Source organism: Corynebacterium sp. HMSC27B11 (assembly GCF_001815985.1).
Classification (GTDB): Bacteria; Actinomycetota; Actinomycetes; order Mycobacteriales; family Mycobacteriaceae; genus Corynebacterium.
On the sequence record NZ_KV823573.1, the window covers coordinates 1 to 26,948 of the forward strand.

Annotated in this window: 22 protein-coding genes, 1 tRNA gene and 1 pseudogene; 8 read left to right on the forward strand and 16 right to left on the reverse strand. The window is 64.0% G+C overall.

All coding sequences use genetic code 11. The features are described from left to right. Positions 1-83: 83 nt before the first annotated feature. Positions 84-938: a type IIL restriction-modification enzyme MmeI gene (locus HMPREF3097_RS09985; protein WP_070761771.1), complete on the forward strand. Its 855-nt coding sequence runs from the start codon at positions 84-86 to the stop codon at positions 936-938. A 252-nt stretch (positions 939-1,190) separates the two neighbouring features. Continuing rightward, positions 1,191-1,871 (forward strand): Abi family protein, encoded by a 681-nt coding sequence (locus HMPREF3097_RS07670; protein WP_012359303.1) that lies wholly within the window; start codon positions 1,191-1,193, stop codon positions 1,869-1,871. A gap of 132 nt (positions 1,872-2,003) precedes the next feature. Here HMPREF3097_RS07670 and HMPREF3097_RS09580 read toward each other — a convergent pair. The 6 genes and pseudogenes from HMPREF3097_RS09580 to HMPREF3097_RS07695 all read right to left on the reverse strand — a co-directional run. Continuing rightward, a pseudogene (locus HMPREF3097_RS09580) lies at positions 2,004-2,189 on the reverse strand (chlorite dismutase family protein); the annotation flags it as partial. A 1,140-nt stretch (positions 2,190-3,329) separates the two neighbouring features. Continuing rightward, positions 3,330-3,989 carry a hypothetical protein gene (locus HMPREF3097_RS07675; RefSeq protein ID WP_070761772.1) on the reverse strand — a complete coding sequence of 220 codons (660 nt, stop codon included), beginning with the start codon at positions 3,987-3,989 and terminating at the stop codon, positions 3,330-3,332. 452 nt (positions 3,990-4,441) lie between these two features. Beyond that, positions 4,442-4,726, reverse strand: a complete 285-nt coding sequence (locus HMPREF3097_RS07680) for a hypothetical protein (protein ID WP_070761773.1) — start codon at positions 4,724-4,726, stop codon at positions 4,442-4,444. A 158-nt stretch (positions 4,727-4,884) separates the two neighbouring features. Beyond that, the gene (hemQ, locus tag HMPREF3097_RS07685; protein WP_070761774.1) at positions 4,885-5,589 is read right to left on the reverse strand and encodes a hydrogen peroxide-dependent heme synthase; all 705 of its coding nucleotides are present in this window, start codon (positions 5,587-5,589) and stop codon (positions 4,885-4,887) included. A gap of 169 nt (positions 5,590-5,758) precedes the next feature. Next, positions 5,759-6,241 carry a DUF2871 domain-containing protein gene (locus HMPREF3097_RS07690; protein ID WP_070761775.1) on the reverse strand — a complete coding sequence of 161 codons (483 nt, stop codon included), beginning with the start codon at positions 6,239-6,241 and terminating at the stop codon, positions 5,759-5,761. Positions 6,242-6,293: 52 nt separating this feature from the next. Beyond that, a complete protein-coding gene (locus tag HMPREF3097_RS07695; RefSeq protein ID WP_070761776.1) occupies positions 6,294-7,862 on the reverse strand; it encodes an MFS transporter in 1,569 nt (522 codons plus the stop codon). Between the two features lie 119 nt (positions 7,863-7,981). Between HMPREF3097_RS07695 and HMPREF3097_RS07700 the strand changes: the two genes are divergently transcribed. Further along, positions 7,982-9,112, forward strand: a complete 1,131-nt coding sequence (locus HMPREF3097_RS07700) for an aminotransferase class V-fold PLP-dependent enzyme (RefSeq protein ID WP_070761777.1) — start codon at positions 7,982-7,984, stop codon at positions 9,110-9,112. Between the two features lie 116 nt (positions 9,113-9,228). Beyond that, positions 9,229-9,576, forward strand: coding sequence for an ArsR/SmtB family transcription factor (locus HMPREF3097_RS07705; RefSeq protein WP_070761778.1), 348 nt, complete (start codon positions 9,229-9,231; stop codon positions 9,574-9,576). A 133-nt stretch (positions 9,577-9,709) separates the two neighbouring features. On the opposite strand, the gene HMPREF3097_RS07710 is transcribed toward HMPREF3097_RS07705, so the two are convergent. Both HMPREF3097_RS07710 and HMPREF3097_RS07715 read right to left on the reverse strand, forming a co-directional pair. Next, entirely contained in the window at positions 9,710-11,737 is a 2,028-nt protein-coding gene (locus HMPREF3097_RS07710) for an anthranilate synthase component I family protein (protein ID WP_070761779.1), read from the reverse strand. Positions 11,738-11,745: 8 nt separating this feature from the next. Further along, on the reverse strand, positions 11,746-13,443 hold the full coding sequence (locus tag HMPREF3097_RS07715; protein WP_070761780.1) for a hypothetical protein: 1,698 nt from the start codon (positions 13,441-13,443) through the stop codon (positions 11,746-11,748). 242 nt (positions 13,444-13,685) lie between these two features. Here HMPREF3097_RS07715 and HMPREF3097_RS07720 point away from each other — a divergent pair, with 242 nt between their 5' ends. Beyond that, a complete protein-coding gene (locus HMPREF3097_RS07720; protein WP_012359316.1) occupies positions 13,686-14,210 on the forward strand; it encodes a peptidylprolyl isomerase in 525 nt (174 codons plus the stop codon). Between the two features lie 7 nt (positions 14,211-14,217). Then, positions 14,218-14,934 (forward strand): rhomboid family intramembrane serine protease, encoded by a 717-nt coding sequence (locus HMPREF3097_RS07725; RefSeq protein WP_070761781.1) that lies wholly within the window; start codon positions 14,218-14,220, stop codon positions 14,932-14,934. Between the two features lie 43 nt (positions 14,935-14,977). Here HMPREF3097_RS07725 and crgA read toward each other — a convergent pair whose 3' ends face one another. Next, positions 14,978-15,256, reverse strand: coding sequence for a cell division protein CrgA (crgA, locus tag HMPREF3097_RS07730; protein WP_012359318.1), 279 nt, complete (start codon positions 15,254-15,256; stop codon positions 14,978-14,980). A 145-nt stretch (positions 15,257-15,401) separates the two neighbouring features. On the opposite strand from crgA, the gene HMPREF3097_RS07735 reads away from it, so the two are divergent. Continuing rightward, entirely contained in the window at positions 15,402-16,088 is a 687-nt protein-coding gene (locus HMPREF3097_RS07735) for a glutamine amidotransferase-related protein (RefSeq protein ID WP_012359319.1), read from the forward strand. A gap of 30 nt (positions 16,089-16,118) precedes the next feature. On the opposite strand, the gene pknB is transcribed toward HMPREF3097_RS07735, so the two are convergent. The 7 genes from pknB to HMPREF3097_RS07770 form a co-directional block, all read right to left on the reverse strand. After that, positions 16,119-18,287, reverse strand: coding sequence for a Stk1 family PASTA domain-containing Ser/Thr kinase (gene pknB / locus HMPREF3097_RS07740; RefSeq protein WP_070761782.1), 2,169 nt, complete (start codon positions 18,285-18,287; stop codon positions 16,119-16,121). A 177-nt stretch (positions 18,288-18,464) separates the two neighbouring features. Further along, positions 18,465-20,108, reverse strand: a complete 1,644-nt coding sequence (locus HMPREF3097_RS07745; protein WP_070761783.1) for a serine/threonine-protein kinase — start codon at positions 20,106-20,108, stop codon at positions 18,465-18,467. Positions 20,109-20,110: 2 nt separating this feature from the next. Further along, positions 20,111-21,559 (reverse strand): penicillin-binding transpeptidase domain-containing protein, encoded by a 1,449-nt coding sequence (locus HMPREF3097_RS07750; RefSeq protein WP_070761784.1) that lies wholly within the window; start codon positions 21,557-21,559, stop codon positions 20,111-20,113. Next, positions 21,556-22,872, reverse strand: coding sequence for an FtsW/RodA/SpoVE family cell cycle protein (locus HMPREF3097_RS07755; protein ID WP_246821332.1), 1,317 nt, complete (start codon positions 22,870-22,872; stop codon positions 21,556-21,558). The genes HMPREF3097_RS07750 and HMPREF3097_RS07755 overlap by 4 nt, the downstream gene beginning before the upstream one ends. 70 nt (positions 22,873-22,942) lie before the next feature. After that, positions 22,943-24,508, reverse strand: coding sequence for a PP2C family protein-serine/threonine phosphatase (locus HMPREF3097_RS07760; RefSeq protein ID WP_070761786.1), 1,566 nt, complete (start codon positions 24,506-24,508; stop codon positions 22,943-22,945). Next, complete coding sequence (locus HMPREF3097_RS07765) at positions 24,505-25,020, reverse strand: FHA domain-containing protein FhaB/FipA (protein WP_070761787.1); 516 nt, start codon at positions 25,018-25,020, stop codon at positions 24,505-24,507. Before HMPREF3097_RS07765 ends, HMPREF3097_RS07760 begins: the two co-directional genes overlap by 4 nt. 197 nt (positions 25,021-25,217) lie before the next feature. Next, a complete protein-coding gene (locus HMPREF3097_RS07770) occupies positions 25,218-26,420 on the reverse strand; it encodes a DUF3662 and FHA domain-containing protein (protein ID WP_070761788.1) in 1,203 nt (400 codons plus the stop codon). Positions 26,421-26,745: 325 nt separating this feature from the next. On the opposite strand from HMPREF3097_RS07770, the gene HMPREF3097_RS07775 reads away from it, so the two are divergent. Continuing rightward, positions 26,746-26,830, forward strand: a tRNA-Leu gene (locus HMPREF3097_RS07775). Positions 26,831-26,948: the final 118 nt, after the last annotated feature.

Sequence of the window (26,948 nt, forward strand, 5' to 3'; positions counted from 1 at the left end):
CATTATCGGGGACACTCACAAGGTAACGGGTAGAGCAAAGAATCGAGAAGGGGATCAATGCCTACCTCATCGATGGTGCAAATGTGCTCGTGAAGAAGCGAACAAAACCCCTAAGTGAAGTGGTCCCGCCTGCGGTTAGGGGGAGTCAACCGACGGATGGTGGGAACTTGATCGTGGAAACGGGAGAGTACGAGGAGGTTGCAGCCGACCCGATCGCGGCGAAATACCTGCGCCCATTTCGTATGGGTAGAGAGCTTGTGCGCAGTCTAGACCGATGGTGCCTCTGGATGGCGGATGAGTTTGATCCCTCAGATGTAGCGAAGTCGGAGGTACTGAAAGAACGAGTTGAAGCAGTGCGTGCCATGCGGCTGGCAAGCAAAAAGAGGGCAACACAGGAGTCTGCTGTGACCCCTTACCTGTTTCAGGAGAACCGCCAACCCGATGTTCCTTATGTTGCTATCCCTCGTGTGGTATCGGAGACGCGACTGTTCTACACAGCTGCCCACTTGTCTCCAGATGTGATTGCTGGGGACAAGGTGTACACAGCGGTTGATCCCGACGGGCTTCTATTCGGTTTGATTTCTTCTTCGATGTTCATCACGTGGCAGCGGGCAGTGGGCGGAAGAATGAAGTCTGACCTGAACTTTGCGAACACACTGACGTGGAACACCTTCCCCGTTCCGGAGCTTGATGCGAAGGCACGACAGCGGATCATCGACGCGGGGAAGAAGGTGCTGGACGCGCGAGCATTACACCCTGAGCGTTCCCTAGCGGAGCACTACAACCCGTTGGCGATGGCCCCCGAGCTGCTCAAGGCCCACGATGACCTTGACCGTGAGGTCGATAAAGCATTCGGCGCACCACGGAAGCTCACGACAGAGCGCCAGCGCCAGGAGCTCCTATTCGCGAACTATGTCGTGTTGACAGAGGTGGCGTAGCCGGAGGTATGTGTTCGGTCTTCGCGCCGAGATTGGATAGGTGAGGAAGCATGGTTTGAGGCGGTGACCGATGGCAGATATGCGCAGAATGAACAGGAAAAACCCGAACTTTTCGCGAGAGCGTCTTTTTCGGGCATACACTGCCGTTATGCTCCTTAATATCCCCCATAAAATTCAGTAACCCCGGCGATATGCGTCTAAAACGCAGGGATCTCTCCGGGGCTTTCATAAACAACCGTAGCATTTGTTCCCATGGATTCCAACAACAATCTAACGAGCGATCTCGACAAGTGGTTCTCGCCTGCGCGGATGAGCACCTATGCCCACCACCCGGACCCTGAAGCTCTCTATCTCTGGAATACTCATGTCACCAAGGCTTTCCTGGAGGACCTCCAGCATGTCGAGGTGCTGCTACGAAACTGCGTAGACACCGCAGTCGCTCCGCGCTACGGGGCCAGGTGGTACACCAACCCGGCCATCCCGTTCGTAACACCGGCCAAGAGGGCCATCAGGAAAGCAGAACAACGTGCCCGCACACGAAGAGAACCAACCCCACCGCCGGGGCGGGTCATCGCCGAACTCAGCTTCGATTTTTGGGCCTACCTGTTCACCAAGACCTACGCCTCGACCCTCTGGCCGCTGGTTCGTAAAGCTTTGATCGGCACACCGACACCTATCACTGACGGAAGCAAGCCTGGTGTCTTCGTCCCCAATCTCAACGAATTCAGATGTGAAGTCGATGTGGTCTACAAACTGCGTAATCGGTGTGCCCATCATGAGCCGATCATCAGACAGAACCGGCAGGACGAAAACGAAGATTTCGATCGAGCACAGCTAGCCATAGAGAAGTTGTCTACCTGGATTGACCCCTCTGCGGCGCAATGGATAGCCACCAACTCCAGACTCCCCGAATTACGGACTAGCAGGCCGTAGCTCAAGGTATGGGTTCACCATCGCGGGGAATGAGGCTGTGTTCGTAGGTTTGTGTCTGAACCCTGGTCCGACTCTGTCAGACCATGTGCAGGGCGCAGACCCGGAGGCCTGCGCCCAGAGAGCCTCGAATCCTTAAGGCAGGGACTCGACGAACTCCGGCAGCCAGTCAGTGATCATGCGGCCGGTGAGGAACGGAGTCTCCTCGGAGACGTACTTGCGGGCCTCGGTGTAACGCATCGTGCGCATCAGATCCACGACCTCAGCGACATCCGGCGCCTCGAAGGCGAGCATCCACTCGTAGTCGCCCAGGCCGAAAGACGATCACTGCGAACCAGAGCTTCCGTCAATGCGAGACCGTTTGACGATGGCGAGCCGCCTGCGCCGCTACGTCCTTGCAGCAAGGACCGAACCAGTACAGGAACGCCTCTCGGAGGTGATGGCAGTGCTACAGCTCACGAACGCTAAGCGCTGGCAACCATGGGACGCAGAGTTGGAGAAAAGGCCTCGCAACGCTGTCAAGATCGCAAAAGGGACTATGCCAATACGGGGTTATCCAAACTTAAAAAGCAAACGGAAGCGTTCAGCGCAAAGAAGGTCTGTGGCCTACCAAAATTCGGCGTATTTCGACGAAGCCTACTCCCCGACAGATACCTACCCACACTGTCCGGGAAGACGCGTAGGAGCTTAATGTGTCCGGCAGGACAGCCCAGAGAACTGACTAAGGCAGGAATTCAGCCCCTACAGGGCAACGCTGGAAAAGAGTGACAGGACGTAAGCCATATACGGTTCCTCTGCCCCTTGTGGACGGTAATTCCCATCTTCCCCGATGTCTACCCGCCATGGAACTCCTGGTTGGGGTTGCTCGAAAAAAGAGAAACGCCATAAGCAATAGGCGATGAGGTCGGATTTGCCTGGGCCAGGCCATCAATTCCCGGCTGTAGACGGAGACCCCGATTTTTGGGTTGAGGTCTTCCATAGCGCGTTTTGCCACGAGCAGTATGCCGCCGGTGCCGGCGGCCGGAGAGTAGACGGTGCGGGCCGGGACCTGGCCGTAGAAGCCGTGGCCGTCGCAGGAGAGCAAAACATCGACCATGAGGCGACTGGTATCACGCGGAATGTCGAACCCAACGGCGACCTGCCAGTTTTCCGAAGATGAGCGGTACATCAGGTCCTCGGACAGATGCGCCAAGGCGTGGTGTCTCTTTCGGCGCTCAAGTATTAGCTAGCAGGGGCTCTGGGCGGGCTATGCGCAGCAGGTTTAGCTATCCCGAACCGCCTTTGCCCTCTATTTTGCTTAACGTGCAGGACATGGGGTGGCAGGTTTCGAACTAAACGACGATCACGGGTGGAGAGGGAAAGTGTTCCCGAATTGCCGTAAAATATTCATAATTGGAATTACGGTGAAACTAACCCTTGGCTAACAGGTTTCAACCATCCCGACAGGATGTAGACCCTGCGCTAAAGGAGGGCGTTGATTTTCTCCCACAGGATCTTTTCGAGCTCACCCTCAATAGCAACGAGCTCTTTGTGGAGTTCTTTGAGGGAATCGCCTCTCCAGGTAAGAACCTTAAAATCGTCGGCGCCCTTCTTGGGATTCCTTTTTATGGTAATGCGGTCGTCGAACTGGATGGTATCCACAGGCAGCCCAAGTAGTTCATATGTTTCCGTATCCGTTGTCTCGCTCTGGAAACCGTGCGCTATCTCGTTGCGGAGATCAATTGCGGTTTTCAACCTCTCTAAGAGGGGCTCGGGAACATGGGGCTTGAGGGCTTCCTGCAGTTGAGTTCCTGAGCGTGTCCATGCTTTATCGATTGGTGGATCGAATGGACCAGATTCTGAGACTGCAACGATCTGTCCCGCAGCGTGTTCTGCCGCGGCTGCCTGAGAGATAACCAGGCCAATTTGGCGTAGATGCTCGTCACTCAGTATCTCCGAGCTGCCCCGGAATTTCACTAAACCCGTTTGGCGAACGATTTTCTCGGATATCGCTTTTAGCACGCAGTGCGCCTGCTCGCGCTTGTTTAGAGGATCACCGAGCTGGTCAGCGTATGAGTAGAAAAGGACTTTTAGTGTGTCTGGATCATCAGGAAGGTTTTGGGAAAATTTATCTCGGGTCATGGAATGTGTCCCCTGGCATTAGCGATGGAAAAAATTTCAAAAACTAGTCTGGGTGGTCAATACAACTTTTCGGTTTTTCGCGATGAAATTGGCTTACCCAGCCCTTAACCGAATTCAACATGTTTAACGAGCGGCGCAGAGAGTAGCCGTTCCGTGGGCGCTAGTATATCCTAAAGAATATACGAAATGAGGCACTCCGGGTTTACAGGAAAAGCTGTTGCTCTAGGGCTGGATTATGGTCAAAGGGACAGGTCTGTCGCTACCGCTTGATCTCAATGCACACCAGCACGTTGTCACGGCTTCGTAGAGTTCGTTTCGCGAGCGCATCTAGCATAAAGCTCGGTTAGAACATACCGATCTAAGGAACAAGGCTAGGTTCAGTAACCTGACTGCTAAGCATGGATAACCAGTATCGTTACTGAGCAGTGTTCCCGGTGTAATCGCTAAGAGTATTAGGCACTCGGGGTCTCGCGCTCATCAGGAAGAAAGAATGACGTAACGAGCGCGATGGTTTGGAAACCTATAAAGAAGAATATGGCCCAAGCTCCATCCTTCAGTCCTTCATCGAAGATGAGGGGAAGTACGGCTAGAGCGAGTGTAGCCACGATGGATGCTCTCAAAAAGTTCTTCGGCGAGATGCGCTTACCGCCGCGGCTAAACCTGACGAGGGCATAGTTGATTGCTATGAGCACAAAAGAAAAAGTGAATCCGAGCACAATCCCGGGAAAAGCTGTCATTGTTGTCCAACCTCAAACTTCAATCTAAGCCCTGCTGCGTCCACTAACGCCGGTTATGGATTTCTAGAAACACCAACGCCCCCACAACTCCACGTGGAAGGTATGGGGGCGATTCGCTTGCGCAGGCCAAAGGCCTGCGCCCAGAGAGCCTCGAATCCTTAAGGCAGGGACTCGACGAACTCCGGCAGCCAGTCAGTGATCATGCGGCCGGTGAGGAACGGAGTCTCCTCGGAGACGTACTTGCGGGCCTCGGTGTAACGCATCGTGCGCATCAGATCCACGACCTCAGCGACATCCGGCGCCTCGAAGGCGAGCATCCACTCGTAGTCGCCCAGGCCGAAGGATGGGATGGTGTTCGCGCGAACACGGTTGTACTTGCGGGCCTCCACACCGTGGTCGACCAGCATCTTGCGGCGCGGGGCGTCGTCCATGAGGTACCACTCCGGGGTGCGGACGAAGGGGTAGAGGCAGATCCACTCCTTCGGCTCCGGATCCACCATGAAGTCCGGGACGTGGGACTTGTTGAACTCCGCCGGGCGGTGGAGTGCAGCGTTCGTGCGATAAGGGACAGCCACCTTACCCAGCAGCGTCTCGCGGCGGAAGGCGCGGTAGAAGGCCTGCAGATCCTCCAGCTTCTCGCCGTGGATCCAGAACATGATGTCCGCCTCCGGGCGCATGCCGGTGAGGTCATACACGCCACGCACGGTCACGCTGGAATCCTTGTAGGAATCCAGGAACTGCTGGAAGTCCTCAGCAACCGCCGCGCGATCCTCGCCGAGCACGCCGGCCTTGATCTCAAACGCCGACCACATGGCGTACTGGATCGTGTTGTTCAGCTTCTCGAAATCGATCTTCTTCGACATATCCGAGGCTGCCACCTTTCTCATCGTCACTTAATCCGCAGGTCATTCTACCTGCACGAAGTGCCGAGAACCACGATGGCAGCCTGTGCAACAGCTGGAGAACAACTGCCGTCAGGCTGCCACCGTGGCCCATCACGCGCGCCGGGGTGGCCCCGGCCACAGTCAGTGTTTAGGCGTTCACCTGCTTGGCCTGCGCCTGCACCGTGTTGATGCGCGCACCCAGGCGCACCATCAGCAGCACCAGGGATACGGCCAGCAGGATGTGGCCGATACCCGCCATGCCGGAGATCCCAGCATCCATGCCCTTGCTCAGTTCCGGGGTCTCCTCCAGCGGGCTACCGGCCAAGACCTGCAGCCAGCCGCGGACAGTCATCATCACCAGAGTGATCACCAGGCCGATGTTGTAGAGGTAGAAGAACCACGTGAACTGCTTCGACCCAGCCAGCGCGTAGAGCTTATCCAGGGCCAGCACCACCAGCGGGACGATGAAGCCCAGCACCAGCAGGTGCGTGTGCAGCGTGCTCAGCTGCGTGGCGTTATCGACCGGGAACTCCTTGAATTTGGTGACCTCCCGGTAGAACACGCCGCTGAGCATGCCGATCACGAGGTAAATGAAAGCGGTCGTAAACAGGGTCTTCTGCGCGTTCTTCATTGCGCTCATCCTTTTCTATTCTGGTTTCTTGTTCTTCTTGTGGTGTCGTCTTTTAGTTTTGGACGTCGCCCCGGCTGGACTTGGAGACCATGAAGGCCGCCAGGAAGCCGATGACCAAGGCCGCGATCGCGGAGACCAAGGCCCAGCGTGTGCCGCTGGCAAAGGCCGCAACCACCGGGTCCAGCACCTGCCCCGGCACGCCCTGGCCACGCATGGCAGGGATCGCGGAGCCCGCCGAGGAGCGGGCCGCATCCGCCAGCTGGGCGGTGGTGCCGGTCAGGTCCCGGGAGTTGAACGCCATCCCGGCAGACAGCATCGCGCCCGCCATCGCCGCCCCCAGCGCCGAGCCGAGCTGGCGGACCGTGGACTGGGTGGCCGAGCCCTGGCCGGACTGCTCCACCGGAACGTCCTTCAACACCAGGCTCGTGAGCTGGGCCGATGCCAGACCCAGGCCCACCCCGTAGATCACGAGGGCTACCACGATCAGCCACAGCGGCCGGTCCGGCGCCTGCTCCGCGGTCAGCTGCAGAACGCCGAAGACCTCCAGGCCCAGGCCCAGCAGCACGGTGCCGCTCGCGCCGATCCACGCCGCGAGGTGCCGGGCCAGCGCCCCGCTGAGGAATGCGCCTGCTGCCATCGCCGCGAGCACCAGGCCCGTCGCGATCGTGGACAGCCCCAGCGCGTTAATCAGGTACAGCGGGAGCACGAAGACCAGGGCGAACTCGCCCACAGCCACCATCAGCGCGGTGATATTGCCCCACGTGAAGGTCGGCACCTGGAACAGGCCCACGTCCAGCAGAACCGCGTCCTGCGCCTTGCGGCGGCGATTCTCCAGAACCACGAAGGCAGCCACCGCCACCGCGCCAACCATCCCGGCCAGCCCCGGCCACGGCCACCAACCCATCTTCGGACCCTGAATGATCGCGAAGACCAGCAGACCGAAACCGATCGCGGAGAGCAGGAAGCCGGCGACGTCGTGCCCCGCATCCGACCGGCCCTTCGTATTCGGCACCAGCTTCAACGCCAACACGAAGAGCAGCACGCCGATCGGAACGTTGACCCAGAAGATCCACCGCCAGCCCGCGTACTCAGTCAGCAGGCCACCAGCCAGCGGGCCCACCGCCGCGGCACCGGCCATGACCGCACCCCACACGCCGAAGGCCGCCGCCCGGTCGTCCCCCTGGAACAGGGAGTTCACGCTGGACAGGGTGGAGGGCAGAATCGCCGCGCCACCGATGCCCTGGACCACGCGGGCCACAATCAGCACCCCGGCCGACCCCGCCAGACCGGCGAGCACCGAACCGAGAACGAACAGCGCCACACCGGCCAGGAACAACGTCCTCCGCCCCTTGGCATCCCCCAACTTGCCCGCGGTGAGCAGCAGGGCGGCGAAAACCACCGAATACAGGCTCGTCACCCACTGGGCACCTGCCAGATCCAGGTCCAGGGCCTCGATGATCGCCGGCATGGACACCCCGACGATCGTTCCGTCCAGCACGATTAGCGCCAGACCACACGCCAGAACCCCCAGCGCAGCCCACTTATTCGGAGCATGCGCTCGTGCCGAACCAGCTGCCGCCGGTGCGCTCTGCGTGCTTACTGCTCCACGATTTTCCCTCATACTTTCTAAGCCTATGAACCAGCCCCGAAAAGCACATCAGCCGAAAGGTTGAGCTTTCAATCAGACGAAACACAAAATCGGTGCCGGTTGCGTGAAAGAAACTCGCTACTCTGGGAAATATGAATCTCCCACTAGACAACGTTGACCCCAAGGGACTCGTCGAATATTCCGTCGTGTTCTCCGACCGCTCCCTGAACCACATGTCCGCGAAGTTCGTGGACGCCATGCAGGACATGCTCGGCATCCTGCGCGGCACCTACAACGCCCACTCCGCGGCCATCGTCCCAGGTGGCGGCTCCTTCGCCATGGAGTCCGTCGCCCGCCAGTTCGCGAACGACACCAAGACCCTCGTCCTGCGCAACGGCTTCTTCAGCTACCGCTGGACCCAGATCATCGAAACCGGCAAGATCACCGACCAGCACAAGGTCCTCAAGGCCAAGCAGGTCTCCACCGAGGCAGGCGCGCCCACCTTCGAGCCGATGGATATTAAGGACGCCACCGCCGCCATCGCCGAGTACAAGCCAGACGTGGTCTTTGCTCCCCACGTGGAGACCGCCTCCGGCATCATCATCAGCGAGGACTACATCACGCAGCTCGCCGAAGCGACGCACAAGGTCGGCGGCGTCTTCGTCCTTGACTGCGTGGCCAGCGGCACCCTGTGGGTGGACATGAAGAAGACGGGCGTGGACGTCCTGATCTCCGCGCCGCAGAAGGGCTGGTCCGGTAGCCCGGCAGCCGGCTACGTCCTGTTCAGCGAAAACGGCCGCAAGGCGATGGAAAACACCCAGACCAGCAGCTTCGCGATGGATCTGAAGAAGTGGACCGCCATCGCCGACGGCTACGTGGACGGCGGTGCGGGCTACCACGCCACCATGGCCACCGACACCCTGCTGCACAACCTGGAGCTCATGAAGGAAGCCCAGGAAGTCGGCATGGAGACCCTGCGCGCCAAGCAGGAAGAGCTGGGCGGCAAGGTCCGCGAGCTCTTCGCCGAGCGCGGCTACACCTCGGTCGCCGCGCCGGGCTGCGAGGCAGCATCCGTCGTGGTGGTCAACGCCAAGGACCCGAAGAAGAACTACGTCGCGGCCTTCAAGGAGGCCGGCCTGCAGATCGCGGGTGGGGTGCCGCTGATGATCGACGAGCCAGAGGACCTGGCCACCTTCCGCATTGGCCTGTTCGGCCTGGACAAGTGGGCGGACGTCGACGCTGCGGTGCAGCGCCTGGCCGACGCGCTGGATAAGATCGAGTAAGAGAGCAACGTTGCTGCCCGAAGGGGCCGTACCGCGCGCCGGCGCAGATGCACCGGTCGTGGGGCGCGAGGTGGCCGCGGCCACCACCCTTGGGCCTGGATGAACGTGGAGTAGACATGACGCACGCTGATCACAAGAGCGAGCACCCCGGCACCCCAGCGGAAATTCTGCAGCTCGTCGAGGACTGGGGGCAGTCTTTCAAGATCCTTTCGGATCCGACGCGCTTTCGCCTGCTGCTGACCCTGCACTACCAGGGCCCGGCCCAGATGACGATGACGGAGCTGGCTAACGAGTGCGAACTCCGGCCCGCCACCGCGTCCGCAGCGTTGCGCTACATGTCCAACGCCGGCATCCTCACCGTGGAACGCGACGGTCGGCAGATGCTGTACTCCCTGGTCGACGACCGGATCCACCAGCTGCTGCACTACGTGGGCGGCAATAAGGATATGCACCGCCACGACTAGGCGGTGCTGGGGGCTTGCCCGCGCCGGGGGCGCGTGCGGCGGCGCGGTGGGTTAGCCGCTCTGCGGTGGGTGTGTGGCTCCGCGCCGGGGGCTGCTGCCGGGGTGATCTGGGCAGTGAGGGGGACCGGGAGCGCTATGCGCTGCCAACGATCCGGGCGCCTAGCGCCTCCAGCAGGGCGCTGGCTTTGACCAGGATTTCCTGCCACTCCGCCTCGGGGTCGGAGTCCGCGACGATCGCCCCGCCCACCCCGAAGCTGGATTCGCGGCCATCGTCGATGAGCGTGCGGATCGTGATGGACAGATCCGCCTCCCCGGTGGGGGAGAGCCACCCAATCGCACCGGAGTACAGCCCGCGCGCAGCACCCTCCAATTCCTCGAGCAGCTCCATCGAGCGGACCTTCGGAGCACCCGTCATCGACCCGCCCGGGAAGCAGGCCGCGAGGCAATCCACGGCATCCGCCCCGGCGCCACCGTCCAGCTCGCCGGTGATCGTGCTGACCAGCTGGTGGACATGGCTATAGCTCTCCACCGCGAACAGCTCCGGCACCCGCACGCTGCCCGGCCGACAGATCTTCGCCAGGTCGTTGCGGAGCAGGTCGACGATCATGAGGTTCTCCGCCCGATCCTTCTCGCTGTTCTGTAGTTCACGGCGGTGCCGCTCGTCCTCAGCACCGGTGCCGCGCGGCCGGGTGCCCTTGATGGGCTTGGCCTCGACAAAGAGCCGGCCGGCGACGTCAGCGGCACGGCGGATCCGCAGGAAGCGCTCCGGGGACGCCGAGAGCACATGCAACCCTGGTGTGCCAGCCTGCGTGGCGGCGGTGCGCGAGGCTGGGTTGACCGCAACAGGTGAGGGGGAGGCTGTGCCAGGATCCGTTGCCGGCGCGGCGCCGAGGCCGGGGAACTGAAGATAAGCGCCGTAGGGGACGGGGCTCGTGTTGCGCAGTTGCTGGTACGCGCCCCACGGGTCGCCCAGCGCTGGGCCGCGGGCGGTCGTGGTCAGGCAGAGCTCGTAGCTATCCCCGGCCGCGATGTGCTCCTGGCAGGCCAGCACATTGGCCAGATACTGCTCGTGGCCGTGGTCGAGCCGGTACTCGGTGGGTGCGCTGGCCACTCGGTTCGTCACGCTCGGCGCTGCGTGCGCGGTGGTCCTCGGGGCGTTGTCAGGGGCATTGGAATCCCCGGCGCCCGTGGGGAAAAGCTCCCGCAGACCAGTGCCGAAACGTTCCTCGAGCTGCCGGAACCAGGCCTCGGCCGGGCTGGCGTCCGGCGTGGGGCTCGTGACGGGGGCGGGAGACGTGAGAGGTTCGTCCCCTGGTGCGCCGCCGGGCCCGCCCGATGCCCCCGTGGGTTCCAGGGCCAGTGCGATCACCGCGCCATCGTGCGGAGAGAAGACCAGCCCCCGGTCCGCGAACAGAAGGGCGGCGTCCGGGTGACTGTGGTGGCGCAGAGGTGCGGCCCCGCCGTTCCCGGCACCGAGCTCAGCCACTGCCCCCTGCGCGGGTACAGCCGCATGCTTGGCGCCGAGCCTTGCCCCGCGCCGGGTGGCGCTGGCGAGCACGTCGGGGGAGAGGTTCTTCAACTCATAGCCGAAGGCGCCCACCCAGCCGAGCGCGAAGCCGCCCGTGAGCTGGGAGGGGAAGTCCTCCGGCACGTGGATGCGCCGCAACTGCTCTCGCAACGCATCGTAGAAGGCGGCAGCATTCCCGGCGTCCGCACCCGCGGACCCTACACCCGCAGCAGCGTCGCCGGCATCGGCACAGGTGCTGCGCCCCGAGACGCGGTAGGCCGCCGCGAAACCGGGACCATCGGCCGCGCTGGCGTCGTCCCCAACCCCGGGAACAGGGCTGTGAACGGTGCCGTCAGCAGCTCCGCGAACAGCGGCGCGGGCGGAAGAGAAAGCGAGAAAAGACCGCGCCGTATCGCCCTGAAACGCCGAACCAGAGTCCAGAAAAACGGCATCCGCAGCCTCCCCGCCCTGGTGGCGGAGCACAGCGAATGCCGTATTCGCGGCCCGGCGGAAAACCCCCTGGCACGCGGAAACGCCGCGACCAGCGGAAATCGGGAAGATCCGCCAGCGCAGCGTCAGAGATCCGGGTTGCACGCCCGCGGCGCCCGCATCAGGGGTGGTACCGGCCGCGTGGCTGACCCACGGGTAGTGCAAGTTATTCCTTAGAGGCGGTGGCGGCCGCCCTCGTCATCCTTGGAATCCTTCTTGGCGTTATCGGCCTTCTTCGGAGCAGCCGGTGCACCTGGTGCCTTCGGGGCAGCTGGAGCGCCCGGAGCCTTCGGGGCCGCAGCCTTGGAACCGGAATCCTTCTTGGACTCCTCGTTCTTCTTCTGCTCAGCCTGAGCCTTCTTCTGCTCGGCCTTGGCCTTCTCCTCGCGAGCCTTAGCCTCAGCCTTGTCCTTCGCGTCGGAAGCCTGCTCCTTGACCTCCTCGGCCTTGTCCTCAGCCTTCGCCTTGGTTTCGGCAGCAGCGGAAGCGGCGGCGTCCTTGGCGTCAGCAGCAGCGGCCTTCGCCTTCGCAGCAGCCTCCTCAGCCTTCGGCTTCGCGGCGGAACCCGTGGCCTTGCCGGAGAAGTCGGAAGCCTTCGGGGCGGACTTCGCCGGAGCCTGCTTCTTCTCGCGCAGGGCAGCGACAGCCGCGCCAGCGGCAGCCAGCAGCAGGACCAGCAGGATGTTGCGGCCGAACTTCCCCTTGCCGTTGCGCTTGCGCTCCAGCTTGGCGGCCTTCTTCTGGGCCTTCTTGTTGATCTTGTCGATCTTCTTCTGGCCGCGCTTGCTCAGTGCCTTGGCATTCTGCTCGGCAGCCTTGCGACGCTTCTTCGCGTCCTTCTTCGCCTGCTTATTTGCCTTCGCAGCATCCTTCTTGGTCTGCTTCAGCTGCTCAGCGCCCTGCTCCTGCAGGTTCGCGAACTGGGAACGAGCCTGGTTCAGGCCGTCCTGCACGCGGGACTCCAGCTGATCGCGGGTATCCTGCGCCTGCTTGCCAGCCTTCTGGGCCTTCTTCGCCGCACGCTTCTGAGCCTTCTTCAGACGCTTATTCGCGCTGCGGGTCTCCTGCTTGCGGGCCTTTGCGCCCTCCTTCTGGGCAGCCTCGCGAGCGGACTCCGCTGCGTGGGTTGCGCCATCCCACAGCTCATCAGCGGCCGCGCGGGCACCGGCGCGACCAGCGGCGAAAGCGCCAGCCACGGAGCTGGCGAGCTCGCGCTGCTTCTTCTTATCGCCCAGGTCCTCGACGAGGTTGCGGGCGTCGCCAGCGACGTTCTGCAGGTTGGAACGCAGGTCCTTGCTGTTCTTCTTGGCAGCCTTGCGGGCCTTCTTGCCGTCCTTCTTCGCCTGCTTAGCCAGCTTCTTTTGCTTCTTCTTGCCGTCCTTGAACAGCTCCTCGGCGCGGTCGCCGAGCTGGTTGAACGCGTCGGTCGCGTTAGCCATGCCCTTCTCCTTCAATTCATTTTTTTCGTTCTTTAGATCAGAGATACCCTGGCTCGTCCTGCCTCGCAGCGAATTGCGCTTGGCGGCCTTCCGAGCCTTCTTCGCGGACTTGGCCAGCGGGTTCTCAAACTGCGTAGCGGGGGAGTTACCCTCCGCTAGCGCGGTGCTCTCCTCGTGGGCTGCGTGCAGCGCACGAGCCTTCGCAAGAGCCTCGGCTGCGCCGTCCTGCTTCCGCATTTCCTCCGCAACAGCACGGATGTGAGCAGGCGAATCAGCCAGCACTGCCTGCTGCTGCTCGTCCGTCAACGTCACATTTCGCTGATCGCGAAGCGCATCGAACTCCTCGAGCCGCCTACGCTGCGCACGGTTCTTCTGCGACTTCCGCAGCTGCTTGGCAATAGTGAGCGCCAGCTTGAGGGTATTGGGATTCATCTAGGAATCTCCTCTTGCGTTGAAATTTCACCAACAGTCCCATGATAGGCAAAGCCCACTTATCCTGCCGTGTAGTTTCCCCAAAACATGCTGCACCAGCCCTGATCACTAGCCCCGCCCCAGCTACGCTGCCGGCCCCAGGAGGACACCCGCGGAGCGCGGCCCCACGGCTTCCGCATCGGCCGCCCAGGAAGCCCAACCACCCCGCCCCAGCGACTGCTGATTGAAGTACACTGGGGCGCGTGACTAACAAGACTGAAACCGCAATTCTGCACACCAACTACGGCGACATCTCCATCGACCTCTTCGGCAACCACGCGCCGAAGACCGTCGAGAACTTCGTCGGCCTGGCCAACGGCACCAAGGAGTACTCCCAGCCGAACGCCCAGGGCAGCAACGAAGGCCCGTTCTACGACGGTGCGATCTTCCACCGCATCATCGACGGCTTCATGATCCAGGGCGGCGACCCGACCGGCACCGGCCGCGGCGGCCCGGGCTACCAGTTCGAGGACGAGTTCCACCCGGAGCTGCAGTTCGACCGCCCATTCCTGCTGGCCATGGCCAACGCAGGCCCGGGCACCAACGGCTCCCAGTTCTTCATCACGGTGACGGCCACCCCGCACCTGAACAACCGCCACACCATCTTCGGTGAGGTCACCGACAAGGAGTCCCAGAAGGTCGTTGCGAAGATCTCCCGTGTGGCCACCGACCGCATGGATCGTCCGAACGACGACGTGGTGATCGAGTCTGTCGAGATCACTCAGTAAAACCCCTGTGATCGCGACCTTCGTCGCGATCAACGTGACCGTCTATGCAGCCATGGCGCTGCAGGCGGTCTTTCACGTATTTCGGCAGGGTTTCTCCGGCCGCGGGGTTGTGTACGCGCTCGAAAGTCCGCTCAGCGACTCCCAAAACTTCGGCTGGGAACTACTCCTCTCCGCGGAGAAGATGGCGGAGCACGGGCAATGGTGGCGCGCAGCCACCGCCTCGATCGTGCACCTCGACGCCGCCCACATCGCCTTCAACATGCTGGCCATCTACTTCATCGGCCAGGCCGTGGAGCAGCGCTTCGGCCACCGCATCACCGCTGGAATGATCCTCGCCTCCGCAGGTGGCGGAGCTCTCGCCTGCCTCACCCTGCAACCAGAAGCCACCATGGGAGGGGCCTCAACAGTCGGCTACGGCCTGCTGGCCATGCTGCTCGGCATGAAGCTCGCGGAGCGGGAACAGATGGCCTCCGCGATCGTCATGGTGCTGATCTACTTCGCGTGGACCATCTACACCCCCGGCGTGTCGCTCTGGGGCCATGTGGGCGGTTTCCTCGGCGGTGGGGCCAGCTACCTCGCCGTCCGCGGACTACTCGGCTCAACCGCAGTCCCCGTCCCAGATTGCGACCCAGCGCAGGCACAAGTCTGCCGAGCCGAAACCGGCGCCCTGGTCATCGGTGCGGCAGCGCTCATCGCGGCCGGCGTGGTTGGCGTCCTGAATTAAAAAACCCGCCCTGGCATGCAGGGCGGGCAGGAAAGAAGAAGGGCTACTTCCAGCCCATCGTCATCAACAGACCAACGATGAACAGGCCGAAGCCGATCAGGTAATTCCACGGACCGAGGGTGACCATCAGCGGGATGGCCGGGCCGGCGATGTAGTTCACGACCAGCCACGCCAGGCCCAGCAGCATCAGGCCCAGCATGATCACGATGTACCACCGTGGCGTGCCCGAGGCGTTCAGCTTCACCGGGGTACGGCGATCCACCCCAGCGGCGGCGCTGGAATCGAAGTTCTCCTCCGGGGAATTGATCTTTGACTTAGGCATAATTCGCTTCCATTAAAGGGCAGTGCTTCCAGCTGCTAAGGCAGCTTCCAATACAACGGCCAATATTAGCAGCTACACCCGACAATTCCGCACCACGCGGGGCGCACCGGCACAAGCGCGACACCACAGCGATAGAATCGCACCCATGCGCATCTTGGTCGTCGATAACTTCGACAGTTTCGTTTATAACCTCGTCCAGTACCTCGGGCAGCTCGGCTACCACGAGCAGAACTGCGTGGTGTGGCGCAATAACGCACCCGAGCTCGGCGGTGAGGCAGGTTTCGACGACGCCGACCTCGCCGATGTGCTTGGTCAGTTCGATGCCGTCCTGCTGTCCCCGGGGCCGGGCGAACCCACCGCCGCCGGGCACCTCATGCAGGTCATCCGCGTGGCCGTGGATCAGGGCATTCCACTGTTCGGCGTGTGCCTCGGCCACCAGGCCATCGGCCTGCACTTTGGGGGCCAAGTCGTGCGCGCAGACGAGCTCTACCACGGCAAAACCTCGCCCGTGACCCACGACGGCACCGGCGTGCTGCAGGGCATCCCGAGCCCATTCACCGTCACCCGCTACCACTCGCTGACCGTCGACCCGGGCTCCGTGCCCGAGGAGCTGGCGGTCACCGGGCGGGTGGATTCCGGAATGATCATGGCGATGCGGCACACCAGCCTGCCGGTGCACTCCGTGCAGTTCCACCCGGAGTCCGTGATGACCCAATACGGCCACCGCATGCTCGCGAACTGGCTGATCGAAGCCGGTTTCCCCATCGATGAGGACCTGCTCGGCCGCATCGAGGAAGAGCAGCTTGCCGTGACCGGTGCGCTGAGCAAGTAGGGCGCCGACAGTCCCCGCCGACGGCGGAAACTACGGGATCAGGCGGAAGATGAAGACATCCACCGTGACCGTGGCGTTCTTGTCCAGGGTGGCACCCTCGGACGGCTTCTGACGCGCCACCCGGTCCACCCGGCCCAGGTCATTCGTCGGAACATCCACGCGGCGCAGCTTATCCGGGGAGCCTTCCCAACCCGCGGCACGCAGGGTCTCGTAGACCTGGCCGAACTCCTTGCCCGAGACATTCGGCACGCGGAACTGGTTCCCGCGGGAGACCGTCAGGGTCACCTCGGAGCCCTCGCGCAGGCGGGAGCCCTCGTCGCTGACGCTTAGAACCTTGCCCTCCGGCTCCGTGGAATCGACCTTATTGACGAGCACCGTGAAGCCCGAGGCCTCCAGGTTGGAGCGCGCATCCTCGACATCCTGGCCCGTGACCACCGGGACACGAACCTCCTGCGGGCCCGTGGACACCGTGATGGTGACCTTCGTGCCCTTCGAGACCTGCGAACCCTGCGCCGGGGACTGCTCAGTGATCTGGCCCTCCGGCACGGAATCGCTCGGCTCCTCCTTCACCCGATTATTCAGGCTCAGGCCGGCTTCCTTCAACAGCTGCGCTGCCTCGGAGGTGTTCTTACCCGTCAGATCCGGAACCTCGGTGATCTCCTTACCGGAGGACACCACCAGCGAGATCTCCGTGCCCTTCGGCACCGAGCTATTCGGACCCGGCTCCGTGCGGATCACACGGCCGCGCTCGATATCGGCGTGCGGACGCTCCTTCACGCGCAGCTCCAGGCCCAGGTCGTGGAGTTTGCGCTCGGCCTCGTCTTGGGTGAGGTTCTTGACGTCTGGGACGTTGACCGTTTCCGCCGTCGCGGCCGACCGGTCCGAGGCGATGTACGCCCAGGTCCCGGCGCCCAGCAGGAACAGCACCGCGAGGATCGCCACGACCGGGATCCACCAGCGACGTTTCGGTTCCTCGTCAATCAGCGGGGTTTGTGTGTCGGGGTAGGTGCCGTGGTCCGGGTAGGACGTCGGCAGCTCGCCTCCTGCACCACCCGCGCCGGCGGCCGCCGGGTACGCCCCCGCAGCCCCACCGCCGTTGGCACCAGCGCCCTGGTCCGAGGCGTGCTCGCCGTTCTGGGCGAAGTTCTGGCCGCCGAGGTTGTGTTCCGCCGTGCGCTCCGTGGCGCCCGCAGCACCCGCGGCGCCCAGGCCGGCAGCGCCGAGACCTGCGGCGGCGGCCGTGCCCGCACCCGAGGACTCATCCGCGCGGTGCCGACCCCCGCCCATATCCGAGGAGCCAGCAGCACCCGTGGCGCCCGGCAGCTTCGCCACCAGTGGCACCTGATCCTCGCTCAACCGGCGCAGGTCCAGCGCCATTTCCTTGGCGTCCGCGTGCCGGTCGTCGGGGTTCTTCGCCATCGCGGTGAGCACGATGGCGTCCAAACTATCCGCCTCACGGTGGGAAAGATGCATGCCCTCGACCGTCGACGGTGCCGGCGGGGCGTCCTGGACATGCTGGAAAGCCACCGAAAACGGCGACTCTCCGGAAAACGGCGGCTGACCTGTCGCCAACTCGTAGAACACGCAGCCAGCAGCGTAAATATCGGAGCGGGAATCCGCCGACTTACCCCGCGCCTGCTCCGGGGAGAGGTACTGGGCGGTACCGATGACCGCGGCCGTCTGCGTCATCGCAGAAGAGGAATCAGACAGGGCACGGGCGATACCGAAATCCATCACCTTCACCGCGCCGGTGTTGGTGATCATGATGTTCGCCGGCTTGATATCCCGGTGGATGATGCCCGCCTCGTGGCTGAAGTGCAGCGCCTCCAGGACCTGGGACATGATGGCGGCGGCATCCGTGAGCCGCATCTTGCCGTACTCCTGGACGATGTCGCGCAGCGTTTCGCCCTGCACGCGCTCCATCACGATATAGGGCACGGAGCCATCTTCCGGCGGGGTCTGGCCGGTGTCGTACACCGCCACGATTGCCGGGTGGTTCAGCTTCGCAGCGTTCTGCGCCTCGCGGCGGAAGCGCTCCAGGAAGTTCTCGTCGCGGGCGAGGTCCGGCCGCATCATCTTGACGGCGACCTCGCGGCCGAGGAGCTCATCGACGGCGGCATAAACGTCCGACATGCCACCAGTGCCGATCTTGGCACCTAGGTGGTATCGGCCTCCGAGGATCGCCCCGTCACGGTCCACGACCGACCTCCTCTGATCTTCCAACTCACTGTGTACTGCCGCGGTACGGCTCGGGCGGGTGCCCGCCCGGAATCTGCTTCAAAGCCGGTAACTTTACCGCGCCACAGTTCCCATTACTACTTTAGTGTTTTCTTCGCCTCGGAAAGCCCGGTCGCGCAACTGGGCACCGGGCTGCGGCTAGATCGCCCGCAGCCCCAGCGCCCCGACCTTGCCATCGGCGGGGTTGGAGGTACCCGTGCCGGTTGGGCCCTCCGCGTTATTCCCCGGGTTGGGCTGCTCGCCGCCCGGGTCCGGAGCCGGCGGGACGGGGTTGTCCTCCGTCGGGGCCGTTGGCTGGGACGGCTGCGAGGGCGGGCGTGAGGAGCTCGGCGTGGGCTGCGTCCTCGTCGGCCTACCCGGCCGTGTCGACGACTGCGTGGGACGTTCCGGTCGGGTCGAGCTGGTCTCCCCGTCATCTGACCCATTGTCCTCGCTCGGCTGGGTCTTCTCCGGGCGGGGATCCACCGGCTGCTGCGGGACGTACTCCTCCTGGGTGGGGGAGGTCGTGACCTCGCTGGTCACGGTCTTCGTCTCCTGCTCCTGGGTCGAGGAGTTCGAATCGCTGAGCAGGAGGTAGCCGATCACACCCAGGCCGAGGGCTACAACCACCCCGAGCACGATCCACGGGGTCGCAGAGCCGCGCTGCCCGCCGCGACGACCCGCCGAGCGGGAGGACGCCGCCCCCGCAGCACCCGCGGCGCTGGCCTTGCGCGGCCCTTGGGCGGGACCCTGCCGCGGCGGGACAGCCGTACCCGGGCCCGACACGACCTGGCTGAGCTCCGCGTCGGAATCCTCAGGAGCAGCACCCCGGGCACCACCGTGAGCAGCGAAGACGTCCGTATGGGCGGCGGCGTCGGCAGCGGACAGGGCCGCCGGGCGAGGGGCCGGAGCCCCGGAAAGGACAGCGGCGGTGGCCTCCGCGAGCTCCTGGCCATCGGCGTAGCGGGCACGCGGGCTCTTGCGCAGGCAGGTGTTCACCAGCTCGCGCAGCGGGGCGCTGAGCTCCTCGGGCAGGGGCTCCGGCTGTTCGGAAATATGCTTGATCGCCACCGAGACGGAGGAGTCCCCGCGGAATGGCCGGTGGCCAGCCAGCACCTCGTAGGCCACCACGCCGAGGGAGTAGACATCGGAAGCGGCGGTGACCTCCCGGCCCTGCGCCTGCTCGGGGGAGACGTACTGGGCCGTGCCTACCACCATGCCGGTCTGGGTCAGCGGCACGGCCTGCGCGGCCTTCGCGATACCGAAGTCCGTGATCTTCACCGTGCCATCGGCGGTGAGCAGCAGGTTGGCGGGCTTGATATCCCGGTGCACCGTACCGGTGGCGTGGATCGCCGCCAGGCCCATCGCGGTCTGCCGGATCAGGTCCAAGGCCAGGGGCTCCGGCAGCTGGCGCTCGCGGCGCAGCACATCCGCCAGGCTCTCGCCGCGCACGTACTCCATCACGATGTAGCAGAACACCGCACGGGTCTCGTTCGTGGGCTGGGAGCCGTCCGCGGAAATCTCCCCGTAGTCATAGGTGGCGACCACATTCGGGGAATCGAAGTGCTCCGCGGCCTCCGCCTCGTTGCGGAAGCGCTCGCGGAACTCCGGGCTCTCCGTGTATTCGGGTTTCAGGATCTTGATGGCCACGTCCCGCTGCGCCACGGTGTCGCGGGCGAGCCACACCGTGGACATCCCGCCTCGGCCCACGATCCAGCTCAGCTGGTAGCGCTCACCCAATAGCCGCTGGGTGTACTCGATATCCGTGCGGTCCGGTTGGTGCTGCTCTGGGTGCTCAGTCATTTTTAGCGCTGCTCCTGCTCCGCGGCTGCGATGACGGCACGGCCGATTGGGCCGGCCACGGCGTTACCCCTGGCGCCCTGGCCCATGCCGCCACCGTTTTCCACCAGGACGGCGACGGCCACGTCCGCCTCAGTGGAAAACGCGATGTACCACGTGTGCGGGGCGGCCGCGCCGCGAACTTCGCCGTGCTCGGCGGTACCGGTCTTCGACGCGATGGTGGCCGAGCCGCCGCCACCGCGCTCGGAGCCCTGCATGAGCTCCTTGAGCTGCTCTGCCGTCTCCTTCGGAATCGCCCGGTTCAGCCGCTTTGGCTTCGTCTCCTTCAGGGTCTTCAGATCCGGGCCCGTGATCTTGGAGACCAGGTGCGGCTCCATGCGCACACCACCGTTGGCGATCGTCGCCGCGATCACGGCATTCTGCAGCGGGGTCAGGGACACATCGCGCTGGCCGATCGCGGACTGGCCCAGGGCCGCCTTATCCGGCAGGTCACCCAGCGTGGAGCGCTGCATGCCCAGCCCCAGGCCCTCGTAGCTATCACCCACGCCGAAGGCCTCCGCGGTCTTACGGAAAAGATCATCGCCGTGCTTGACGCCCAATTCGACAAAGGGCACGTTGCAGGACTTCTCGAAGGCCACCCGCAGCGTGGTGGTCTCCCCACCCGCGCAGCGCTGGCCGCCGTCGTTCTCCAGGGTCGTGACCGTGTCCGGCAGTGTGGTCTGGCTGGCGGCGCTGACCGGAGTATCCGCATTATCGCCGGCCTGCAGCGCGGCGGCCGTGGTGATCACCTTGAAGGTCGAACCCGGCGGCTGGGTCACCTGGGTAGAGCGGTTCAGCAGCGGGGAACCTGCGTCCTGGCGGAGGGCCTCGAAGTTCGCGGCCGCTGCCTCCGGGGACTGATCCGTGATCGCGCTCGGGTTATAGGAGGGCGTGCTGGCCATCGCCAGCACCGCGCCCGTCGAGGGGCGCAGGGCCACGACGGAGCCCGAGTAGCCCTTGCTGGCCAGCTCGTTGTAGGCCACCTGCTGCACCTGTGGGCTCAGGGTGAGCTCCACATTCGCGCCGCGGACCTCCTTGCCGGAGATCTGGTCCCACATGCGGCGGGCGAAGAGGCTGTCGTCCTCACCCGAGAGAATGGAGTTCTGGCTGGCCTCGATACCGGAGGCACCGAAGCGGTCGGAGAAGTAACCCTCCACCGAGCCGAAGGCCTCCGGGGCGTAGACGTAGCGGCGGTTGTAGTAGCCGTTATCGTCCCGCACGGACTCGGCCAGCACCTGCCCGCCGGCGGAGATCTGCCCGCGCTGGCGCTGCTTCATGTCATAGAACTGGCGCGCATTCAGCGGGTTCTCCGCCAGCTCCTTAGTCTGGAAGGCCTGAATATAGGTCAGGTTGATCAGCAGAATGACCGTCAAGATCATGCTGAAGATGGCTACGGTTTTAATCGGTCGATTCACGCGAGCTCACCTTGCCCGTTGTTCTGCGCAGCCCCCTGCTTCTCCTCGGACTTGTCATCCTTCCTGCCGGACTTGCTGCCCTCGTCCTGCACCGCGCGCCGGGCGCGGGCAGAGTCGGAGATTCGCAGCAGGATCGCCAGCAGGATGTAGTTCGCCAACAGCGAGGAACCACCGTGGGCAAGGAATGGGGTGGTCAGGCCGGTCATCGGCATGAGCTTGGAAATACCCGCCACGACAACGAAGACCTGCACCGCGACCGTCAGGGACAGGCCAGCGGCGACGAGTTTGCCGAAGGAGTCGCTGGCGTGCATGCTCACCGTGAAGCCGCGGAGCACGAAGATTGCGTACAGCAGCAGGATCGCGGAGAGGCCGATCAGGCCCAGCTCCTCGCCGAAGGCGGAGAGGATGAAGTCCGACTGCACCACCGGGATCAGCTCCGGGTAGCCCTCGCCCAGCCCCTTGCCGGTGATCCCGCCGTAGGAAAGGCCAAACAGGGACTGCGCGAGCTGCAGACCCCGATTGTGGAAATCCGCGAACGGGTCCACGAAGTTCGCCACACGGGTCTGGATCTTCTCGGACACCTGGTACACCGCGATCGCGCCGACCGAGGCCAGCCCCACGCCGAGCACCACCCAGGAGGCGCGCTCAGTCACGATGTACAGCATCCCCAACACGGTGGCGAAGAGCAGCAGAGCGGGGCCGAAGTCGTTCTGCGCGACAGAAATGACCATCGCCAGTCCCCACACGAGGAACAGCGGCCCCATGTCACGCATGCGGGGGAACTGCAGCCCCAGCAGGCTCTTACCCGTCACAGAGAACAGGCGGCGCTTGTTGACCAGCAGCGCGGCGAAGAACAGCAGCAGCAGGATCTTCGCGAACTCGCCCGGCTGGATGGAGAACGGCCCGATGGAGATCCACACGTTGGCATCCGCATTCAGGCTGGTCGGCCACACGATCGGCAGCGCGAGCAGCACCAGCCCCACCAGGCCCATCAGGTACGCGTAGTCCTGCAGCGATCTGTGATCCTTCAGGAACACCAGCACCGCTACCAGCAGGCCCACGCCGACAACCATCCACATGATCTGGGACTTTGCCAGGGACATGCCCGTGGCCAGGTCAATGCGGTAAATCATCACCAGGCCCAGCCCGTTGAGCAGGGCGGCAACGGGCAGCATCACCTGATCCGCGTCAGGGGCCACCCAGTTCATCACCAGGTGCGCGACCAAGAAGATGAGGAAGAACCCGCCGACCAGCAGGAAGATCCCGGAGCTGAGCTCATTGCCCTGCGCCAGCTCCAGCGACACGACCGCCATCAGGGTGACCACTGCGGTGAGCAGCAGCAGCCAGGCTTCGGTCTTTCTCTTGAAAAAGCCCTTGGTCAATTCACTTCACCTCCCGGCAGGACACGCCGGGGGTCGTCAGGTCCTCAGCGCCCTTCCTGGCGGTGCTCGTGGCTCGGTCCGCGCTCGGGCGCTTCCCATCCTTCTTCTTCTCGCGGGTTACACACACCGGCAGGGTTTCCTCTGCCAGTCGGTTCACCTGCTCGACGACGGCCTGGTAGCTGTCCTCCGGCATGCTCTCGACGGTGCTTCGCGCCGAGGGTGTCAGGTCGGAGGTCAGGAAGAGGTGGCAGTCCTCGGGGGCGTCATTGTCTGCGCCGATGAGCCGCACGGAGGCGGACTCGTCGAGGCAGATCCGCTGGTGCGTGGAGTTCAGGGAGACCCCCAGCAGGGAGCCGTGCACCCCGTTTTTCACGACGATCTGCTTGCCCTCCACGGCGACGAAGTAGGTATCGCCGATCTTCTGGTAACCGAAGAACCCGGCGATCCCGAGCCCCACGACGAGGACGAGCGCGATCACCAGGGCGATCCAGCCTCGTCCCCGTTTCTTCTTAGGGACGTCGGTTCCGCCCGGCCCGGTGGCAGCTGCCGCGCCGGATGCGGGCGCAGCGGCCTGGTCGGACCCGCCACGCTTCTTGGCGGTGTCGGCGGGCTCGGGCATCTCCTCGGGGTCCTTGGGGGGACGGGGAGTCCGTGAGCTCGTCACGCTGGCACCGCTGGCCGCGGCGCGGGCCGCGGGCGTGTCGAAGCTGCGGCTTTCCTGCCCGGTGGGGGAGGCCGCACCAGCTAGCATCGGGGTCTCCGGCAGCGGGCCGCGACCAGCGGAACTTGCCGCGCCGTCCTCGCCCGCGGCGTCGTTCTCGACGGCAGCGAGGTCCACGACATCCGCGACGACGACCGTGACGTTATCTGGGCCGCCACCGCGCAGTGCCATTTCGACGAGGCGATCGGCTGCGGTGGCGGGATCGTAGGCATTCAGGATGTCCCGCATCGTGTCGATGCTCACCGGGTCGGAGAGGCCATCGGAGCACAGCAGGTAGCGGTCGCCCGGCAGGGCCTCAAATTCCGTGAGGGTGGGTTCTACGGGGCGGCCGGTGAGCGCCTTGAGGATCAGGGAACGCTGCGGGTGCGAGCTGGCGTCCGCGGCGTCGAGCTTGCCCTCGTCCACGAGGGTCTGGACGAAAGTATCGTCCTTGGTGATCTGCGTGAGCTCCCCGTCGCGCAGCCGGTAGGCGCGGGAGTCGCCGACGTGGCACATCGCCGCCTTACCGTTGCTGAACAGGATCGCGGTGAGGGTGCAGCCCATGCCCTCCAGCTGTGGGTTCTCGTCCACGTGGGAGGCGATGCGCTGGTTGCCCTCATCTACCGCGCGTTCCAGCACGGAGATCAGGCGGCGGCGCTCATCCGGCTCGTCCAGGAGCGGGGAATCCAGGGTGCGCAGGGTGTCCACCAGGAAGCGGCTGGCCACCTCGCCGGCCGCGTGGCCACCCATGCCGTCGGCCAGCGCCAGCAGGCGTGGGCCCGCGTAGGCGGAGTCCTCATTATTCGTGCGCACCAGCCCGCGGTCGGAGGATGCGGCGAAATCTAAAGCCAAGCGCTGATCCGTCATTGCTCCATCCTCACCTGGGTCTGCCCGATCCGGACTTCCATGCCCTCGGCGAGCCGTTCCGGCTGGTCAATGCGCTGGCCGTTCAGCCACGTGCCGTTGCGGGAATCCTGATCCTCGATGAACCAGTCCCGGCCCCGGCGGATGAGCCGGGCATGGGTGCCCGAGGCGAAATCATCCTCCAGCTGCAGCGTGGAGACCGAGGAACGGCCGATCGTGATCTCGTCGTAGCCCTGGAAGTTCAGGGTGGTCCCGGTCAGCGGGCCACTGGTGATGATCAGGGACTTCGGCGGATTCGTGCGGTGGCGCGTGCCCCGGAAACCGCTGCTCGACGTGCCTCCAGCTAGGCCGGCGTGGGGGGCGGCGTAGCCCATCGGCGCGCCGCCACGAGCGCCCGCCCCGGGGTTCGCCGCGTAGTTCAGATCCTTGCGTAGCGCGCGGAGTGTCATCCAGATGAAGAACCACAGCAGCACGAGCAGGCCGATCTTGACCACTAGTAACAGTGTGGTGTGCACGGTCTTTACTCCTTATATATCGGGCATACGCGAGCAGCCGGGCCGCAGGGGCGGCCGAACTGTCCGGGCTTTAACCCTAGTTTAGTGAGCAGACACGCGTATAGGGGGTGGAGTGAATAGCTGGTCCCGCGGGAAAATCCCGAGGAAACCCCGAGGCCGGAAAATCCTAATGGCCAGAAAGCCAGTGCCAGAAAGCACTAGTGGTGGAAGCGGACCTCGATCTCGGAGTGACCGACGGCGATGACGTCCCCGTCGGCGAGCAGCCAATTCTCGATCGGCGTGCCGTTGACGGACGTACCGTTCGTGGACTGCAGGTCGGTGAGGACGGCGTCGTAACCATCCCAGGTGATCTCCGCGTGCTGACGGGACACACCCGTGTCCGGGATGCGCAGGTCGACGGTCTTGCCGCGGCCGATGAGGTTACTGCCTTCGACCAGGTCGTAGCGGCGGTCGCTGCCGTCCCGCAGGGTGAGGGTGACGGTCAGCTGCTCGGCTTCCGGCCGGGGCTCGCCCGTCCCACCGCGGACGGGGGCTTCCTCATTCGCGGCGTGGGTGATCACCGTGGTTCCGGGGTAGCTGTGCTCTGAGTCGACGGTGCCGTCCTGGTCCTCGTCGGCCGGTGCCGCGGGGTCTTTCTGGACGGCCGGTCCGTCCTGCTCAGCGGCGGAATAGCTAGCGTCCTCGGTGCCCGTATCCTGCCCACCGTCGACGGACTGGGCGGGGGACTGGGAAGTGCCGGGGTGGCTCGAATCGGAGTGCTCCGCGCCGTAGCCCGTGCCCGGGCTGGGGCGGACGACCGAACCCAGGCCCGCGCCCGCGGCCCCCGTCTGCGCGGGGAAGGAATCGCTATCAGCGTCATAAGCCTGGGCCTCGACCTCGCGCACCTGGCTAGGGTCCTCCGGCCACTCCCGCTCACCGGGGGCGACGTCCTCGTCTGGAAGGGAGGAAGAATCAGCGGAGCCGGAAGATTCAGCGGCGTCGGCGCCTGCATTCTCGTCCTCGGCGGGGGAGTAGCTCTCGGGGATCTTGAAACGGGAATCGGCCTTCAGCTGGCCCGTGTGCAGGTCCTCCTCGACCCGAAGATCGACCGTGACCTGGTTATTCGTTGTCCATCCCTCGTTGCGGATGAAACGGCCCAGGCGGGCGGAAAGGTCGCGGACCAGCGTGGGGTGGCTCTCCTTCAGGGAGTCGTAATCACGCTGGGAAATCGAGACGATGAAGAAGCTCGGGGCAAGCCGGTTGCCCTCGCTATCCACCATCACGGAGTCCTCGGCCTGCTGCTTCAGCATCTCGTCGATCTCGGTCGGGACAACTTCGCCACCGAATACCCGCGCGAAGCTGTTATCCAGACCCCGCTGTAGTGCGCTATCCAGTTTGCGAAATTTTCCGAAAAGATCCATCGATATTTTCCTTCCTTGGACGTCTAGGCCGTCTAACCAGAAAGGCCGCGATGGGTGAATCGCTTTAGCCTCGTGGTGTTTCGCTCGTGGTGAGGGGCAGGTCGCGCTGTGCAACGCGCCGCCGCAACGGGATAGACGTACACATGTTGAACGGCCATTATACGGGGATAACTAGGTGGGTCCGGGTTAGTGCAGGTCACGCGGTAATTTTGTTGTGGTCTATAGCTCGTGATACGCTTCATCCTGTTGCAAACGCACCCGGCGTTAAGCCCACGCTTTGCACCCATGCGTACCAAGCCTCATCGCTTGGAGCGGATGAAGCCACGGGCGAGTGGCGGAATTGGCAGACGCGCTGGCTTCAGGTGCCAGTGTCCTTTACGGACGTGGGGGTTCAAGTCCCCCTTCGCCCACAATAGCGACCTTGGGTCGCAGGAACCGGTGGTTCACCTTTGACAGGTGGCCACCGGTTTTTCTTTGTGCCCGGCTGGGCCCGCCGGTGGGTTAAGGGTCAAAATGTGTGTCTGGCTC